This window comes from Pseudomonas sp. 5C2, assembly GCF_034314155.1.
Lineage (GTDB): Bacteria > Pseudomonadota > Gammaproteobacteria > Pseudomonadales > Pseudomonadaceae > Aquipseudomonas.
Map to the genome: position 1 here is coordinate 2,736,638 of NZ_JAVIWH010000002.1, position 15,358 is coordinate 2,751,995.

A 15,358-nucleotide genomic window follows, 5' to 3' on the forward strand; every position below is an offset into this window, starting at 1 on the left:
CTGATACCGATCAAACCCCGGCTATCCGTGCCCGCCGTGCCCGCAAGCCCGCCATCAACGACGGACCGAGGGCCGTGAGGGCTGAGCCGAGCACCACCAACACCGCACCGCTGTAGCCCAACCCATTGATGTCTTCGGACTGGACATAATCAGGCCATAACCAGGCGGCGGTCGCCACGGAAGCAAAGGTAACCAACGGCGTAATCGCCAACGTCGCACTCACCCGAGACGCTTCCCAATGGGCCAGCGCTTCGGCGAAAGCACCATACGCCACCAGCGTGTTCAGGCAGCAGGCCAGCAATAACCAACCTTGCAACGGACTCAGCTGTAACGCCTCCATCGGATGCGCCCACGGCGTCACCAACAGTGCGCAGAACAGGTAAATCACCATCATCACTTGCAGTGAGTTCCACACCGTCAACAATTGCTTCTGGCTCAAGCCATAAAACGCCCAGACAGCCGACGCCAGCAGCACCGTGAGAATCCCGGCCGTGTAGTCGCCCAACGAGGTCAGCAACTCGATCAGCCGCTGGTTGAAGAACAGGCCAAAGCCGATCAGCAGGACCAGTAAGCCTACCCCCTGCCCCAGACTGAAACGCTCCTTGAACAGGAAAATACTGCTGATCAGCAGCAGGACCGGCCCCATCTGGATCACCAGCTGTGTGGTGCCGGGACTGAGCATTTTAAGGCCGATCAAATACAGCACGTAGTTGCCCACCAACCCGCACACCGCAAGCGCCACGAGCCCTTTGCCCTTTCGCCCCAGCACGTTGAAACTTGGCAGGCGCCCCACCGATGCCAGCCAGATAAACAGCAGCGAGCCGGAAACCAGTAGCCGAAACCAGGTCACCGTGACCGGATCCATCACTTGCAATACTTGCTTGAGCTTGACCGGCAGGATGCCCCACAGCACCGCGGTCACCAACGCCAGTGACAGGCCGTACAACCAGCGTCCAGAAGAGACATGCATCGCAGATAATCCTATAAACGAGCCGTGAAAAGGCAGTACAGCAGAGCCGCTATTCTAGACGCGGTTTGGCCTGCGACACAGGGACAGTTGCGCGCAGAGATTTCCGGAAAGTGTGTTAATTGATGGCCGCCGGCCACTTATCCGATGTATTCCCGCCCGCTATTGGCAAGATTTAAACTAGGCTCTGTCCGCCACCACAGCTGTCCACTACGTCCAATCCCAGGAAACGACCATGTTCGGAAAGCGCGCACAAGATCCAAACCCGACCGTCCACTACCGCTGTGATCGTGTTTCTCTGGTCAATGGGCAGTACTTTTTCAGCACCCGGGAAAACACCCTGGAAGGCCCATTCCCAAGCCGCACCGATGCGGAGCGTGAAACCGATGCCTATATCCAGCGAATGCAGCGGATCAAGGCAGAGCAACAGTCCTCACTGAACGGCTGATGCTCAAAGATGGTTGCGCTGATAGGTGTCCTCGCCCATCGCTGCAATTTGCCCGTCGATCAGGGCCTCGAAAGGCCGCAATAGCGCGTCGAACGGTTTTGGCGCCTCCAACGTCTGCAATGCCTGGACAATGGCTTCTACTGTCGACAACGCACCCGGCCCCGGAGCTTTACGCAGTCGATAGCGTGAAGGCACGGTTTGCGCCAGGGTCACCCGGGGCAAGGCCGCCAGCAGTGGATTGAGGTGCAGTAACTTGCGCGCCTTGCGCCAGGTGCCGTCCGGTACGACCAACAACATCGACATACTTCCCGTCTCACCGCCTTCGCTCCGGTAAGCCTCCAACGGCTGCGCATCGTCGGCGGGGAACAGCAGCCTTGCCTGATAACCGGGCGGGTTCAGTAGTGCAGGCAAGTCATCGAATACTTCCCCCACAATCAATTCGGCATTGTTCAGCCCAAGCGCCGCCAGCCGTGCGGTGTTCAGGGCGTGATTGACTTCGCTCGGGTGCTGCAAAATCAGCACACGGGTGCGACTGTCGAGTTGCGGGATCAGCGCGCACAGGCAATGAGTTTCAGGTCGCAGGCAGCGGGCGCATTGGGCGCGCGACATGGTGTTCTCCTCAGCTCTGATTGAGCTGTGCCTTGAGCAAGTCGCGGAAAGTCTGGATCAACGGTTCGCGACTGCGCCCACGGCGCACGATCATCGAGAACGGCGCCTGGTAGCCGAACGTCGCTGGCAACAAGACCCGCAGATGACCGGAGTCTGCCCAGGCTTGCGCGTAATGCTCCGGCAGGTAGCCAATATAGGCGCCGGACAGCACCAGAATCAGCTGTGCTTCCATACTTTCCACGGTCGCGGCGCTGTGCTTGAAACCATGCCGCGCCAGCTCGGCCTGGCTCCAATAACCACGCCCGACCATGCGCTGCTGAGTGATGACTTGCTCGGGGATGCGCCGCTCGGTAAACAATGGGTGGCGATTGCTGCAATACAGCCAGTGTTGCTCGCGGTACAACGGCTGATAGACCAGCCCACTCATGCGCGTGGAGAAGGCGCCAATGGCCAGATCGAGGCGATTGTCCTGCACGCCGAGCTGCAATTCGTAGGGACTCATCACTGACAAGTGCAGATGCACCGCCGGATACTCATGACTGTAGGCGCCAATGGCTTCGGCGAACGGCAGTGCGCGATCACTGACGGTGGAGTCGATTACCCCGAGGTTGAGCGTGCCACGCAGTTCGCCTTTGAGGGCGGCGGCGTATTGCTCGAAATCCTCCAACTCGCCGAGCAGACGCAGGGTCTCCTGATGGAACAGCTCGCCCTTGCTGGTCAAGCTGAAACCGCCCCGCCCACGATGGCACAACACCAGCCCCAAGGCCGCTTCGAGCTGACTCATGTAGGTGCTGATGGCCGAGGTCGACAGGTTGAGTTCCTGCTGAGCGCTGGCAAAACCCTGATGCCGCACCACGCTGACGAAGATGCGTAACAGTTTCAGGTCGGGTAACGCGTTGGCCATGAGGGTTCCGGGTGATTAGCAGGAAGACACATATCCCCCTGTAGGAGCTATGTCACAGTTTAAGCGATAGTTTAGAAATCTCTGAACTAAGTATTTTGCCTCAGCGATTCTTTCAATCCTTCGTACTTTGCAAAATCCGCCTAAATCACAACAACGATGAGGCAATCCCGTGGAAAAGATTTTTCACCAACCACTGGGCGGCAACGAAATGCCGCGCTTCGCCGGCATCGCCACCATGATGCGTCTACCCCACCTGCAATCGGCTGCTGGCCTGGATGCGGCCTTTGTTGGCGTCCCGCTGGACATTGGCACGTCACTACGCCCTGGCACCCGTTTCGGGCCGCGTGAGATTCGCGCCGAGTCGGTCATGATTCGTCCGTACAACATGGCCACCGGCGCTGCGCCTTTTGATTCCCTGTCCGTGGCCGATATCGGCGACGTGGCGATCAACACCTTTAACCTGCTGGACGCTGTGCGCATCATCGAAGAGTCCTACGACAAGATTCTCGAACACGATGTCATCCCTCTGACACTGGGCGGTGACCACACCATCACCCTGCCAATCCTGCGCGCCATCCATAAAAAACACGGCAAGGTTGGCCTGGTGCACATCGACGCCCACGCTGACGTCAACGATCACATGTTTGGCGAGAAAATCGCCCATGGCACAACCTTCCGCCGCGCAGTAGAAGAAGGCCTGCTCGATTGTGATCGTGTGGTGCAAATTGGTCTGCGCGCTCAGGGTTATACCGCAGAAGACTTCAACTGGAGCCGCAAACAGGGCTTCCGTGTGGTTCAGGCCGAAGAATGCTGGCACAAATCCCTCGCCCAACTGATGACTGAAGTCCGTGAAAAAGTCGGCGGCGGTCCGGTGTACCTGAGCTTCGATATCGACGGTATCGATCCCGCGTGGGCACCCGGCACCGGCACCCCTGAAATCGGCGGCCTGACGACTATCCAGGCAATTGAAATCATCCGTGGCTGCCAGGGCCTCGACCTGATCGGTTGCGATCTGGTAGAAATCTCGCCACCTTACGACACCACCGGCAATACCTCGCTACTGGGCGCTAACTTGCTGTACGAAATGCTCTGCGTACTCCCCGGCGTTGTGCACCGCTGAGGGATGACCATGAGCGACCGCGATGATGTCCTGCAAGCCGCCGCCGACCTGGTGACGGCGTTTGTAAACAATGATCGCAGCCTATCAGGCGTTGTGGGACAGCTGGCGGCTGGAGGGATTTGAAGTACTCCGCTGCGTTTCCAGTAATGCTCACGTCATTCTGCAAGGCGACGTCGCGATTTTTATCCATGACGTTGCCACCGAGCTGCGCATGCAAGGGGAGCAAAGCCTTAGCCAAGAGCGCGAAACCATTGTGTTCCGCCGACAACACGCCACTTAAAAACAACAAGAAGGCCGCTGGCTGGCCTACCACGAACATTTGTCCGCACTCCCTTAAGGCTGCCACCCCCTTAGCCCAATGAAATGATCGGAGCAGATCATGAATAACAACAAAAACGACCAAAGCATCAACAGCATCGAGACGTTCGGGGTTGAACAGATCCCCGATCACGCACGTACCGCAACCCCCCGCGACCTGTTCCAGATGATTTTTGGTGGGTCCAATACCTTCTGGTTTGTTCACGATTCTAGTGCTGACCGTGTGCATCTATGGCTTCCGCTTCCTGCTGTGGGTCAACAAGATCGCCGTGTGGAGCGCCAGCCTGTTATTCCTGCTCGGCATCTTCGCCTTCGCCGGTCCGTTCGACATCAACTTTGCCGGCAGCGTCAGCCTCGGCAAAGAAGGCTTCTGGGCAGCCTTTATCGGCTCTGCATTGGTGGCCATGAGCAACCCGACTTCCTTTGGCGCGTTCCTCGGCGACTGGTCGCGTTACATACCCCGCGACACGTCGAAAACCAGAATAATGCTGGCCGTGATCATCGCTCAGGCTGCCACGCTGATTCCATTTCTGTTTGGCCTGGCAACGGCGACCCACGCCGCCAAGACAACAAAGCCGCTGATACCGCCACACTGCGACAAACCGTCTGATCCATCAACGCTCGCGGCGAGCCTGCCTGTGTGACCCTGCCCGGCGCGACGCCGCGTCAGATTTGCGCTTCAACATAAAAAAAATAATAGGAAACCCTCCATGGCTTTAGATATTTTCGTCGTCCTCATTTATGCCGCTGGCATGCTGGTGCTCGGCTGGTACGGCATGCGCAAAGCGAAAACCCACGAAGACTACCTGGTCGCCGGGCGTAATCTGGGCCCAACCTTATACATGGGCACCATGGCGGCCACCGTCCTCGGCGGCGCGTCCACCGTCGGCACTGTACGGCTGGGATATGTGCACGGGATTTCCGGTTTCTGGCTGTGCGCGGCCTTGGGCCTGGGGATCATCGCGCTGAACCTGTTCCTCGCCAAACCGCTGCTCAAACTGCGAATTTTCACTGTTACTCAAGTGCTGGAAAAGCGCTATAACCCGATGGCCCGTCAGGCCAGCGCGGTGATCATGCTGGTGTATGCACTGATGATCGGCGTGACCTCAATCCTCGCCATCGGCACCGTGATGCAAGTGCTGTTCGGTTTACCGTTCTGGGTATCGGTATTACTCGGCGGCGGTGTCGTGGTGGTGTACTCGGCGATTGGCGGCATGTGGTCGTTGACCCTGACCGACATCGTTCAGTTCGTGATCAAGACCGTTGGCCTGATGTTCATCCTGTTGCCGATCTGCCTGTACCGCGTTGGCGGCTGGGATCAACTGGTCGCCAAGCTGCCAGCATCGAGCTTCAGCTGGACCACCATCGGCTGGGACACCATCATCACGTACTTCCTGATCTACTTCTTCGGCATCCTGATCGGCCAGGACATCTGGCAGCGTGTGTTCACCGCACGCACTGACAAGATCGCCAAGTACGCGGGCTCCATCGCCGGGGTTTACTGCATTTTTTACGGTCTGGCCTGCGCCCTGATTGGCATGGCCGCTCATGTATTGCTGCCGGACCTGGACAACGTCAACAACGCCTTCGCCGCCATCGTTAAAGTCTCGTTGCCCGACGGTCTGCGTGGCCTGGTCATCGCCGCAGCCCTGGCCGCCATGATGTCCACCGCCAGCGCCGGTTTACTCGCAGCATCGACGACCCTGACCGAAGACCTGCTGCCACGCCTGCGCGGCGGCAAACAGTCGAGCCTGGGCATCAACCGCCTGTTTACCCTGCTCACCGGCCTTGTGGTACTCGCCATCGCGCTGGTCGTGAACGATGTTATCAGCGCCCTGACCCTGGCCTATAACCTGCTGGTAGGCGGCATGCTGATTCCATTGATCGGCGCAATCTACTGGAAGCGGGCAACCACCTCGGGGGCGATCACCAGCATGGCACTGGGCTTCCTGACCGCGCTGGCGCTCATGCTCAAGGACGGTTTCGACGCCAACACGCCGATCTACTACAGCCTGTCGGTCGGTTTGATCAGCTTCGTGGTGGTCAGCCTGTTGTCACCCCGGCCCGTGACCATGGCTAATACGGTCAAGCCCCGCGCGGCGTGAATCCGGATTACCTTGAGCGGGTGGACCGATCCGCGCGGTGCACCGCGGCCACTTCCCAAGCTTTTCAGGGGCGCGCCTGCGGGAGTTGATCGACCTGTGGATGCACGAGCACGCGGCCCGGTAAATCCTTGCACCTGATACAACGCGGATTGAGCTAGCCTGATGGAGTAGTGGTCTACCCAAGCTATGGACCGCGCACGATCCCCTGGTTTCGGCAGTACCGGGTTAACTCTCTGGACATCGCAGAAACAGGGGCTTTCATGGAGCGGCCAGACATTCAGCAACGCGTCTACAACACCTTGGGTGTCATGCTGATCGATAAATCCGAGATACGCGAAAACGCAACGCTCAGAGACTTGGCGCTGGACGATCTCGAGGTAGAGGATTTACTCGATCAGCTGGAATTTGATTTCGACATCATCTTCCCGGCCCGCATCAAAGACCGAATCTACAAAGTACCGGAGCATCTGACCCTGCAAATCCTGGTCGACGTGATTTTGGTGCTAAGCACAAACGATTGAAATCAAAAGGATTTTTGCGAGAGATTTTAACGTAAGGGCCTGGTTCTGCGATTGATTTAATCAACAGCGAAACCGGGCCTTTTTAATGCCTGCAGATGAAGCACTGTGACAATGAAACCGTCGATCACTTACCGACGCGGGCGCCGCCGTTCATCATCAGTGCGGATAGGAATGGGCTGGAGTTTTGGCCGTTCGATCAGGCCCAGGGCAACTCCGAGGTCATGGAGCCATTCTTGCAATTTACTGTTCATCACGCCCCCCTTCAGGGAAATACTCAACGACTGACATCCGCTAGCCGCGTCTTATTCATCATAGTTCCGGGACCTACTTTACGCCTGCTACAGAGTATCGCGGAAAAGAATTTGTGACATATAACCTCATTTTACGCAGTGCTCGCCGTTTCGCAGTTCAAGGCGTCTGTCGCAGAGAGGTAAGCCCGGTCTTTCTGATCACCTGGTCAATCAGGCCCAGGGCTTAAACCGGCGGCGTATCCACTGCTCGCCGCTGACCAGCGTAATCCCCAACAGCACCAACACTGCTCCGATCACGAAGTTAAAGCTCAGCGGTTCATTAAGCAGCAGCACGCCGAAGGTCACGCCAAACAGGGGTGTCATGAATGAGAACACCGCCAGATTTGACGCCAGGTAACGGCGCAGCAGCCAGAACCAGATCAAATAGCTGAAGAAGGAAACAACCAGCGCCTGAAACAGCACGCTGGCGACTGCGACAGGCGTCAGGGTCACATGACTGACCTGCCCATTGCTGACGGCAATCAGCAGCAAGGCGACAAAGCCGACCATCAGTTGATAGAACAAGGTCAGCGTCACCGGTGCTTCAGACAGCCGCGACGCCCGCACCACCACCGTGGTTGCGCCCCACGCCATGCCCGCAAGAACACCCAGCGCGTCGCCGATCAGCATATTGCGGTCCATGCCACTCAATGACAAGCCGCCAACAAAGGCCGTGGTAATACCTGCGAACGCGAGAAAAATGCCCATCCATTGCAAGGTGCGCAAGCGTTCGCTGGGCAGCAACCAGTGCAGGCCCAACGCAGTGAATACCGGAGCGGTATAAAGAAACACCGACATGTGCGCCGCCGAGGTCAATTGCAGGCCCTCGGAGATAAACAGAAACTCCAGTGCAAACAAGGCACCGGCGAGTAGACCGCCGCGCCAGGTACTGCTCATGTGCCGCAGACCACCGCGCCAGACCATAAGAATGCCCACCAGCAGCGCGGCAATACCCGAGCGGCCAGCAGCCTGCATGATGGGCGCGATATCCGGCGCAGCCCACTTGATAATCACTTGTTGCACGCCCCAGATCAGACAGAGGCCCAGCATGACTTGCAGGGCAAAAGCATCGGCACTTTTACGCGGCACACTCATGATTGAAGGTGATACAAGCTGAACATGGCAGATCCAGATAGGCAAAATGTTATGGATTATTGATCAATCGGTCGGAAAATGTATGGGCAAAAGCGACATCAGTTTATTTAAAAGGATCGATTACGACGGAGGAGATTGTCTTCGCGCACTGGCTGTCACTCTCTCCCAGGATCATTCAGGCAACTGCACCACCCCATCATCATCGGTCATGGCCCTTTCAAGCAGGTCCGCTGGCAGGTTTTTACTGGCGCGGGCGCCCAGTAGTTTCAGTTGCTCGCTGCGGCTGACCAGATTGCCGCGCCCTTCGGTGAGTTTGTTGCGGGCAGCACCGTACGCTTTGTCCAGCTGTTGCAGGCGATTGCCAACTTCGTCCAGGTCCTGGATGAACAGCACAAACTTGTCGTACAACCAACCTGCCCGCTCAGCGATTTCCCGCGCATTCTGGCTCTGACGTTCCTGCTTCCACAGGCTATCGATCACACGCAAGGTGGCAAGTAAGGTGGTCGGGCTGACGATCACGATGTTGCGATCGAACGCCTCTTGAAACAGGTTTGGCTCCGCCTGCAACGCGGCGGAAAAAGCCGCTTCGATGGGCACGAACAGCAACACGAAGTCCAGGCTGTGCAAGCCTTCGAGTCGTTTGTAATCTTTGCCCGACAGGCCTTTGACATGGTTGCGCAAGGACAGCACATGCTGCTTCAACGCGGCTTGACCAATCACCTCGTCATCGGCGCTGACGTACTGTTGGTAAGCGGTGAGACTGACCTTGGCATCGACTACCACTTGCTTGTCGCCGGGCAACATAATCAGCACATCCGGCTGAAAGCGCTCGCCATCCGGGCCTTTGAGACTGACTTGCGTCTGGTACTCACGCCCTTTTTCCAGTCCTGCATGCTCAAGCACCCGCTCAAGAATCAATTCCCCCCAATTACCCTGGGTCTTCTGGCCCTTGAGTGCGCGCGTCAGGTTGGTGGCTTCATCGCTCAAGCGCTGATTGAGCTGCTGCAGGCGCTCCAGCTCTTTGCCCAACGAGAAACGCTCGCGAGCTTCTTGCTGATAGCTTTCTTCGACACGTTTTTCGAAGGACTGAATCCGCTCTTTCAGCGGGTTGAGCAATTGCCCCAGTTGCTGTTGGCTGGTTTCGGCGAAGCGCTGTTCGCGCTCATCGAAGATTTTCCCGGCCAGCTCGGCGAACTGCGCACGCAATTCATCACGCGACCCTTGCAGGTCGCTCAGACGCTGTTGATGGCTTTCCTGCTGCTCGCGCAATTCGGCGCCCAGCGACGCGCAGCATGCGTCAAGACGGCGCAGTTCGGCTTCTTTGCCGGCACGCTCCAGGCTCCAGCCTTGAGCGGCTTCATGGGCGTTATCGCGCTCCTGACGCAGCAACTCGACTTCCCGGCGCACCGCCGCAAGGTCAGCCTGTTTGGCCGCATTGGCGTGGCTCAGGTCACTGATTTCATCACGGCTGGCGTCGAGCTGGGCGCCAAGACCATCTTGAGCCAACAGCGCAGTACTCAGACGCTCGTCGAGCAACGCCGCGTCGGCCTGCTGCCGTGCCAGCCGTCGCTGCAGCTGCCAAGCCAAGGCCAACAACGGCAATGCCGCGCCAGCAAGGCCAAGCAGGAGGCTGGTCAGGTCCAATGCCATAAAAACTCCGGGGGTTATAACGTCTATGCACTGAGGGGTATCGTGCCGGGCATTATGCTTAGAACAGACCGCCACGGCGACAGTCGGTATCCTCATCCGAACCTGTTAATTCCAAAAAGAAATAGCAAACACCACTGATAAACGATCCTCTTCATGGAGGATTTTGTGAATTCCCCTACGCCAACCATGGCACCCGCGGACTAGAGCAAGCGCTTGGGACAATCCACAGAAGCTGTGGATAACTCAGTGGACAACCCACCGTGAACCTTCGCAAACGCCTATAGAACGTGGCCTGCGTTCAAACTGACGCTTTTTTCACCAATGAAAAAAAACGATGTTTTTCATTGACTTAATAATTCACCACAAGAAATCAAGCGCTTGGGATCGGATGTGACAGTGGCATGACAGGTTGTTGCGCCAGTGTGTACAACTCGATCACTGGCAGTTATAACGCGACCCTCGTTTTGACCCAACATCTGCATAGAACTCGGCGGACGACATTGCCCCCTATCTCAGCCTGCCCCACACACCTGCAATTAATTTTATTAGCTGGCTTCCAATCCAGGACTCGATCCGCTATCATCGCGGCAGTTAGTACCAAGCTGAAAGTCAATTCTGGTCGAAACAGTCCCCCGGCAAACGCTTTTCCAATGTGAAAGTGTTGCCGACCATACGGGATCGACCACCTAGATGGTTTCCAGGCATGAACTCGACACACGGCCTTCCTCAATGACGGGAAGGGTGTAGCGCAGCTCTCATGCTCTGACTCAACCAACCTGCAGATTGATCAGGAACTTCACCCCGGGCCTCGAACCTTTGCCCTTGTTGTGTTGCCTGCCCTCCTAAGTACCTACCAGTCAGCCCAAGCGCCATACGATAAAGCGCGCTTCAAACTGTCTGCTTTGTTCCAGTCAGGTTCTTCGCCCCGCCGTGCCTTGCACTGGCCCGCGGTTTACTGGAACGTTTTTATTTTGCACGGTCTTATACCGTGTCGCTTGTAGGAAACACCCATAACCATGACTACTCATATCCAGACTCAGGATGCCATTCGCACCCTAACCAGCGCATTTGCTCCAATGAATTGCCTGATCATGGCCGCTCGCAAAGGCTGCTTCAGCTTCACCATCGTCAACGAACACGGCATCGCTCGTCACAGCGAACGTCTGTACCCCGATCAGTATTCCAGCGCCGAGCCGCTGCAAGCCGTGATCGAGCGTACACGCCAGGCACTGGTTGCCTGACGGAATGCCAGCCGCTGGCTGAATCGCCCCATCAAAAAACCTCGCCTTTCAAGCGAGGTTTTTTATTGCCTGTGATTTACCCAGCGCCTGGACTGGCGGTTTCCAAGCCTGCTTTCCGCCTGGATTTTTGATCCTTTATCACCCGAGCAATAAGCATGAGCTAAGCACAAAGGGATATATACGCCATAAGCCGCCGGCACAAATATTTTAAAAACAGCCCTTTACGCCCGAAATATGACACTACACTTCAACTCAAGCGGCCCTGGCTGCTTCCGGCGAGCCTGATCCGATTCACCGCTGCCACGCGCCACGGCCTCGCCGGCTCTAATTGCTTTACAAGGGATGTCACGAGGGCTTTATGGGAATCGCCGCCAGTGAACTGTGTCGATATGTGATCCGCCCCACGCTGATCTATCTTGGACGTTATTGCTCTACTGCCGAATCCTTGCTGCTCGGGGTCGCCGCCAGCCAATCGGCACTCGGCGAGGCACTGGACAGCCGGCGCGCTCATGGGCTGTACCGCATCACCGAAGTTCGTCACCAACATCTCTGGGATGACTACCTGGCACTGGACCCGGAACGAGCCAGTCTCGTTCGAGGCCTTGCAAGTCAGCATGCATTTCTCAAGGGACCGCACCTGGAACTGACCGTTAATCTGCGTTATGCCACCGCCATCGCCTGGCTGTTGATCGAAGCACAAGGTAAACCCTTGCCCGCTGAAAACGACGTGCTGGCCATGGCAAGAATTTGGCGTCAAACCTTCCAGCCACAGGGTCGTTTACGCGATTTCACTGCGGCCTGGCACTCCTGCGTAGCCCCTCTTCATCACGTTGCCTGAGTTTTTTCTCCAGCTGCAAGATCGCTGCAGATCGACGCACTTGGACAAATTGTCCTACAAGAAGGCTCTATCTCGGGCCATCTAGGCTATGGCGCTTAGACGAAAATGTTGGTAATTTCCGACCCGTGATCAACACGGAGTTCTAATAATGAAAAAAGTAATGCTCAAGACCACACTTAGCCTCGCCATCGGCATGGTATCCACTCAAGTTTTTGCCTCAGGCTTCGCGGTCAACGAGCAGAGCGTCAGCGGCATGGGAACGGGTTTCGCCGGTCGCTCTTCTTCTGCCGAAGACGCCAGCACTGTGTTCGGTAACCCGGCCGGTATGTCGCGCATCAAGCGTGAACAGGTCAGCCTGGGCGCTGTAGCTCTCGACGCAAAAACCGATATCCATGACGGTGTCGGCCGTCCATTCGGCGGCAGCAATGATGGCGATATGGTCCCACTGATCGCCGTACCCATGGGTTACTACGTAAAGCCTATTGATGATCACTGGACCTTTGGTGTCGGCATTTACGCCCCCTTCGGCCTGGTCACCCAGTATGAACATGGCTTCGCCGGTCGCTACTACGGTAAGAAAAGTGACGTAAAAGTCGTTACTTTGCAGCCTACTGTCAGCTATGCGTTCAATGACAAAATCTCCATCGGTTTTGGTCCGACCATCAACCGCATCGACGGCGAATTGACCTCGGCCACCCCGACAGTCACCCGTGCAGGCGTAGGCCCTGACGGCCAAGTCAGGATCAAGGGCAACGACACCGCCCTTGGTTACAACATCGGTATCCTCGCTCAAGTCACTGACCGCACCCGTGTAGGCCTGACCTACCACTCAGTGGTCGACTTCAAACTTGAAGGCCATACCGAGATTGATGGCGCAGGCTTTGGCCCGTACAGCGGCAGCAAGTACGACGCTTCACTCAGCCTCAAGACACCTGAGTCCACGGACTTTTCGGTCACTCACGAATTGAACGACGACTGGACCCTCTACGCAGGTACCACCTACACCCGCTGGAGCCGTTTGCAAAACATCACCGTGAAGAACAGCGGAGTCGCAGCGGCATTGGGTGGCAGCGCAGGCCCGATCGGCACGATCACCGAGGAGCAGAACTGGCACGACACCTGGGCGCACGCCATCGGTGCCGCGTACAAGCTCAACAAGCAGTGGACCCTGCGCACCGGCTTCTCGGTTGACCAGTCGCCCACCAACAACACCGACCGCTCCCCGCGCATCCCGACGGGTGACCGCAGGGCCATCAGCTTCGGTGCCGGTTATAGCCCGACAGACGATTTGACCATCGACGTGGCTTACTCCTACCTCAAGGAAGAAGACACCACCGTCAATCTGTCTAGCCCGACCAAGGGTACCTATAGCTCCACCTACAACAACAGCGCCCACGGTTTCGGTACGTCTGTGACTTACCGCTTCTAATGAGCCCGTTCGCGACGAGCTGAAAGGCTCGTCAGCCGAATACGAAAAAGCCCTGCAGTTCAATAATGGATGCAGGGCTTTTTCATGGTTGCAGCTTAAGGCTCAGACCATCAGGGTTTGGACGCAATGGCTTTCTCGACAGCCGCAACGAAAGCGGCATCATCGGGTTTGGTCAGGCTGGAAAAATGGGCGATTACGTGGCCTTGACGGTCAATCACGTACTTATAGAAATTCCAGCGCGGCTCGCTGCTCTGCTCGGCCAGCACCTTGAACAGGTGGGTGGCATTCGGGCCTTTGACCTGTTGTGGCTCGATCATGATGCCTAGCAGGTACTCATGCCCAATTGCAGCGCACCCAGACCAACGTGCTGCCAGCCCCACCACACCAGCGCCAGCAGCAAAAACCCGAGGGTTATGCCGCCGAGCCAAGGCCAGACGCTGTTCACAGCACCACGCCCTGAACCTGCAACCGCGCCACCGGCCGCTCGCGCACCGGCCAGTTCAGGGCAGCAGCCAGCAGGCTGAGCAGGATCGACACGTGCCAGATCAAATCGTAATTCCCCGTGCGGTCATACACCACGCCACCCAACCAGCCACCGAGGAAGGCACCCAATTGGTGGAACAAGAAGACGATACCACCGAGCATCGACAGGTTGCGCACCCCGAACAGAGTGGCGACCGTACCGTTGGTTAGAGGCACAGTGGAGAGCCACAGCAGGCCCATGGCGACGCCAAACAGGTAGGCCGTGGTCTCACTCAGCGGCACCCACAGGAACAAGGCAATCACCACAGCGCGAATCAGGTACAGGCTGGTCAGCAAGCGTGGTTTGGACATACGCCCGCCCAGCCAACCGGCCGTGTAAGTACCGAAGATATTGAACAGACCAATCAGGGCCAACACCGTGGTGCCGACTTTGGCGGGCAGGTGTTGATCGACCAGATACGCAGGTAAATGCACACCGATGAAAACCACCTGAAAACCACAGACGAAAAAACCCAGGGCCAAGAGCCGGAAACCCGAGTGGGTACAGGCTTCATGCAGGGCTTCACGCAGGGTTTGTTCGCCTCCAGTGAGTGGCGTCGGCACATCTTTGATCATTGCAACCAGCGGCAGAATCATCGCTACCAGCACGCTCAGCACCAGCAATGCCCCCGACCAGCCAAGCCAGCCAATCAGGCCGAGGGAGCCGGGTAACATGGCGAATTGACCGAATGAACCGGCCGCACTGGCGATGCCCATGCCCATGCTGCGTTTCTCGGATGGCAGCGCTCGACCGACCACGCCCAGAATCACCGAAAATGAGGTGCCGGACAAACCGATACCGATCAACACACCGGCGCTCAGGGACAGGGACAACGGCGAATCGGCCATGCCCATGCATGCCAGGCCCACGGCATAAAGAATCCCGCCGACAAACACCACTTTCGCCGCACCGAAGCGATCCGCCAGTGCGCCTGCGAACGGCTGGGCCAGGCCCCAAATCAGGTTCTGGAATGCAATCGCAAAGGCAAATACCTCACGCCCCCAACCGAACTGAGCACTCATGGGCGCCAGAAACAAACCGAAGCCATGCCGCACACCCAGGGACAACGCGAGGATCAACGCACTCCCCAGCAAAATCCAACCACTGGTACGCCAGACCGATGTCATTCTTATTCTCCGGCTCGCTCATCAAGCCCTGCAAAGTAGGCGTATTAGGCCCGTAATCCAACCGACGAAAACTACGCTTCACGCACAACGACTGTCAATGCATCAGACAGAGAGGGAGATGTGACTGGCGAGACGCCTTCGCAGCGGGACGCGTAGTTTTGCTTGCGAATAAG

The 15,358-nt window shown here is 57.3% G+C and carries 15 protein-coding genes and 3 pseudogenes; 9 read left to right on the top strand and 9 right to left on the bottom strand.

Annotated features, from left to right (window positions below):
- Nucleotides 1–10: 10 nt before the first annotated feature.
- Nucleotides 11–970 carry a DMT family transporter gene (locus RGU44_RS13315; RefSeq protein WP_322217500.1) on the bottom strand — a complete coding sequence of 320 codons (960 nt, stop codon included), beginning with the start codon at nt 968–970 and terminating at the stop codon, nt 11–13.
- 232 nt (nt 971–1,202) lie between these two features.
- On the opposite strand from RGU44_RS13315, the gene RGU44_RS13320 reads away from it, so the two are divergent.
- On the top strand, nt 1,203–1,415 hold the full coding sequence (locus RGU44_RS13320; protein WP_322217502.1) for a DUF6316 family protein: 213 nt from the start codon (nt 1,203–1,205) through the stop codon (nt 1,413–1,415).
- Between the two features lie 3 nt (nt 1,416–1,418).
- Here RGU44_RS13320 and RGU44_RS13325 read toward each other — a convergent pair whose 3' ends face one another.
- A complete protein-coding gene (locus RGU44_RS13325; RefSeq protein WP_322217504.1) occupies nt 1,419–2,024 on the bottom strand; it encodes a tRNA-uridine aminocarboxypropyltransferase in 606 nt (201 codons plus the stop codon).
- Between the two features lie 10 nt (nt 2,025–2,034).
- Entirely contained in the window at nt 2,035–2,928 is an 894-nt protein-coding gene (locus tag RGU44_RS13330) for a LysR family transcriptional regulator (RefSeq protein ID WP_322181040.1), read from the bottom strand.
- Nucleotides 2,929–3,097: 169 nt separating this feature from the next.
- Between RGU44_RS13330 and speB the strand changes: the two genes are divergently transcribed.
- From speB to RGU44_RS13355, 5 genes and pseudogenes are all read left to right on the top strand, one after another.
- Nucleotides 3,098–4,048, top strand: a complete 951-nt coding sequence (gene speB / locus RGU44_RS13335; RefSeq protein ID WP_322181042.1) for an agmatinase — start codon at nt 3,098–3,100, stop codon at nt 4,046–4,048.
- 9 nt (nt 4,049–4,057) lie between these two features.
- Nucleotides 4,058–4,402, top strand: a pseudogene (locus RGU44_RS13340) (DUF4440 domain-containing protein).
- A gap of 25 nt (nt 4,403–4,427) precedes the next feature.
- Nucleotides 4,428–4,929 (top strand): annotated as a pseudogene (locus RGU44_RS13345) (hypothetical protein); the annotation flags it as partial.
- Between the two features lie 147 nt (nt 4,930–5,076).
- Entirely contained in the window at nt 5,077–6,471 is a 1,395-nt protein-coding gene (locus RGU44_RS13350; RefSeq protein ID WP_322181045.1) for a sodium:solute symporter, read from the top strand.
- A gap of 260 nt (nt 6,472–6,731) precedes the next feature.
- A complete protein-coding gene (locus RGU44_RS13355) occupies nt 6,732–6,992 on the top strand; it encodes a hypothetical protein (protein WP_322181047.1) in 261 nt (86 codons plus the stop codon).
- A gap of 128 nt (nt 6,993–7,120) precedes the next feature.
- On the opposite strand, the gene RGU44_RS13360 is transcribed toward RGU44_RS13355, so the two are convergent.
- The 3 genes from RGU44_RS13360 to rmuC all read right to left on the bottom strand — a co-directional run bounded on the left by RGU44_RS13360 (nt 7,121) and on the right by rmuC (nt 9,913).
- Nucleotides 7,121–7,243: a PA1414 family protein gene (locus RGU44_RS13360; protein ID WP_306823067.1), complete on the bottom strand. Its 123-nt coding sequence runs from the start codon at nt 7,241–7,243 to the stop codon at nt 7,121–7,123.
- A 210-nt stretch (nt 7,244–7,453) separates the two neighbouring features.
- Nucleotides 7,454–8,377 carry a DMT family transporter gene (locus RGU44_RS13365; protein ID WP_322181051.1) on the bottom strand — a complete coding sequence of 308 codons (924 nt, stop codon included), beginning with the start codon at nt 8,375–8,377 and terminating at the stop codon, nt 7,454–7,456.
- Between the two features lie 171 nt (nt 8,378–8,548).
- Nucleotides 8,549–9,913: a DNA recombination protein RmuC gene (gene rmuC, locus RGU44_RS13370; protein WP_322182805.1), complete on the bottom strand. Its 1,365-nt coding sequence runs from the start codon at nt 9,911–9,913 to the stop codon at nt 8,549–8,551.
- Between the two features lie 1,130 nt (nt 9,914–11,043).
- On the opposite strand from rmuC, the gene RGU44_RS13375 reads away from it, so the two are divergent.
- The 3 genes from RGU44_RS13375 to RGU44_RS13385 all read left to right on the top strand — a co-directional run bounded on the left by RGU44_RS13375 (nt 11,044) and on the right by RGU44_RS13385 (nt 13,535).
- Complete coding sequence (locus tag RGU44_RS13375) at nt 11,044–11,268, top strand: hypothetical protein (RefSeq protein ID WP_322181053.1); 225 nt, start codon at nt 11,044–11,046, stop codon at nt 11,266–11,268.
- Nucleotides 11,269–11,626: 358 nt separating this feature from the next.
- Nucleotides 11,627–12,106 carry a hypothetical protein gene (locus RGU44_RS13380; RefSeq protein ID WP_322181055.1) on the top strand — a complete coding sequence of 160 codons (480 nt, stop codon included), beginning with the start codon at nt 11,627–11,629 and terminating at the stop codon, nt 12,104–12,106.
- A 148-nt stretch (nt 12,107–12,254) separates the two neighbouring features.
- A complete protein-coding gene (locus RGU44_RS13385; protein ID WP_322181057.1) occupies nt 12,255–13,535 on the top strand; it encodes an OmpP1/FadL family transporter in 1,281 nt (426 codons plus the stop codon).
- 110 nt (nt 13,536–13,645) lie between these two features.
- Here the strand turns inward: RGU44_RS13385 and RGU44_RS13390 are convergent.
- From RGU44_RS13390 to RGU44_RS13400, 3 genes and pseudogenes are all read right to left on the bottom strand, one after another.
- Nucleotides 13,646–13,852: pseudogene (locus RGU44_RS13390) on the bottom strand (glutathione peroxidase); the annotation flags it as partial.
- A gap of 5 nt (nt 13,853–13,857) precedes the next feature.
- Nucleotides 13,858–13,980, bottom strand: a complete 123-nt coding sequence (locus RGU44_RS13395; protein ID WP_322183158.1) for a hypothetical protein — start codon at nt 13,978–13,980, stop codon at nt 13,858–13,860.
- Nucleotides 13,977–15,185, bottom strand: coding sequence for an MFS transporter (locus RGU44_RS13400; RefSeq protein WP_322217506.1), 1,209 nt, complete (start codon nt 15,183–15,185; stop codon nt 13,977–13,979). Before RGU44_RS13400 ends, RGU44_RS13395 begins: the two co-directional genes overlap by 4 nt.
- Nucleotides 15,186–15,358 lie beyond the last annotated feature (173 nt).

Bases quoted from the DNA above. Each gene is read 5' to 3' on its own strand.
- RGU44_RS13315 (WP_322217500.1), bottom strand. From the start codon at position 970: ATGCATGTCTCTTCTGGACGCTGGTTGTACGGCCTGTCACTGGCGTTG.
- RGU44_RS13320 (WP_322217502.1), top strand. From the start codon at position 1,203: ATGTTCGGAAAGCGCGCACAAGATCCAAACCCGACCGTCCACTACCGC.
- RGU44_RS13325 (WP_322217504.1), bottom strand. From the start codon at position 2,024: ATGTCGCGCGCCCAATGCGCCCGCTGCCTGCGACCTGAAACTCATTGC.
- RGU44_RS13330 (WP_322181040.1), bottom strand. From the start codon at position 2,928: ATGGCCAACGCGTTACCCGACCTGAAACTGTTACGCATCTTCGTCAGC.
- RGU44_RS13350 (WP_322181045.1), top strand. From the start codon at position 5,077: ATGGCTTTAGATATTTTCGTCGTCCTCATTTATGCCGCTGGCATGCTG.
- RGU44_RS13355 (WP_322181047.1), top strand. From the start codon at position 6,732: ATGGAGCGGCCAGACATTCAGCAACGCGTCTACAACACCTTGGGTGTC.
- RGU44_RS13360 (WP_306823067.1), bottom strand. From the start codon at position 7,243: ATGAACAGTAAATTGCAAGAATGGCTCCATGACCTCGGAGTTGCCCTG.
- RGU44_RS13365 (WP_322181051.1), bottom strand. From the start codon at position 8,377: ATGAGTGTGCCGCGTAAAAGTGCCGATGCTTTTGCCCTGCAAGTCATG.
- RGU44_RS13375 (WP_322181053.1), top strand. From the start codon at position 11,044: ATGACTACTCATATCCAGACTCAGGATGCCATTCGCACCCTAACCAGC.
- RGU44_RS13380 (WP_322181055.1), top strand. From the start codon at position 11,627: ATGGGAATCGCCGCCAGTGAACTGTGTCGATATGTGATCCGCCCCACG.
- RGU44_RS13385 (WP_322181057.1), top strand. From the start codon at position 12,255: ATGAAAAAAGTAATGCTCAAGACCACACTTAGCCTCGCCATCGGCATG.
- RGU44_RS13400 (WP_322217506.1), bottom strand. From the start codon at position 15,185: ATGACATCGGTCTGGCGTACCAGTGGTTGGATTTTGCTGGGGAGTGCG.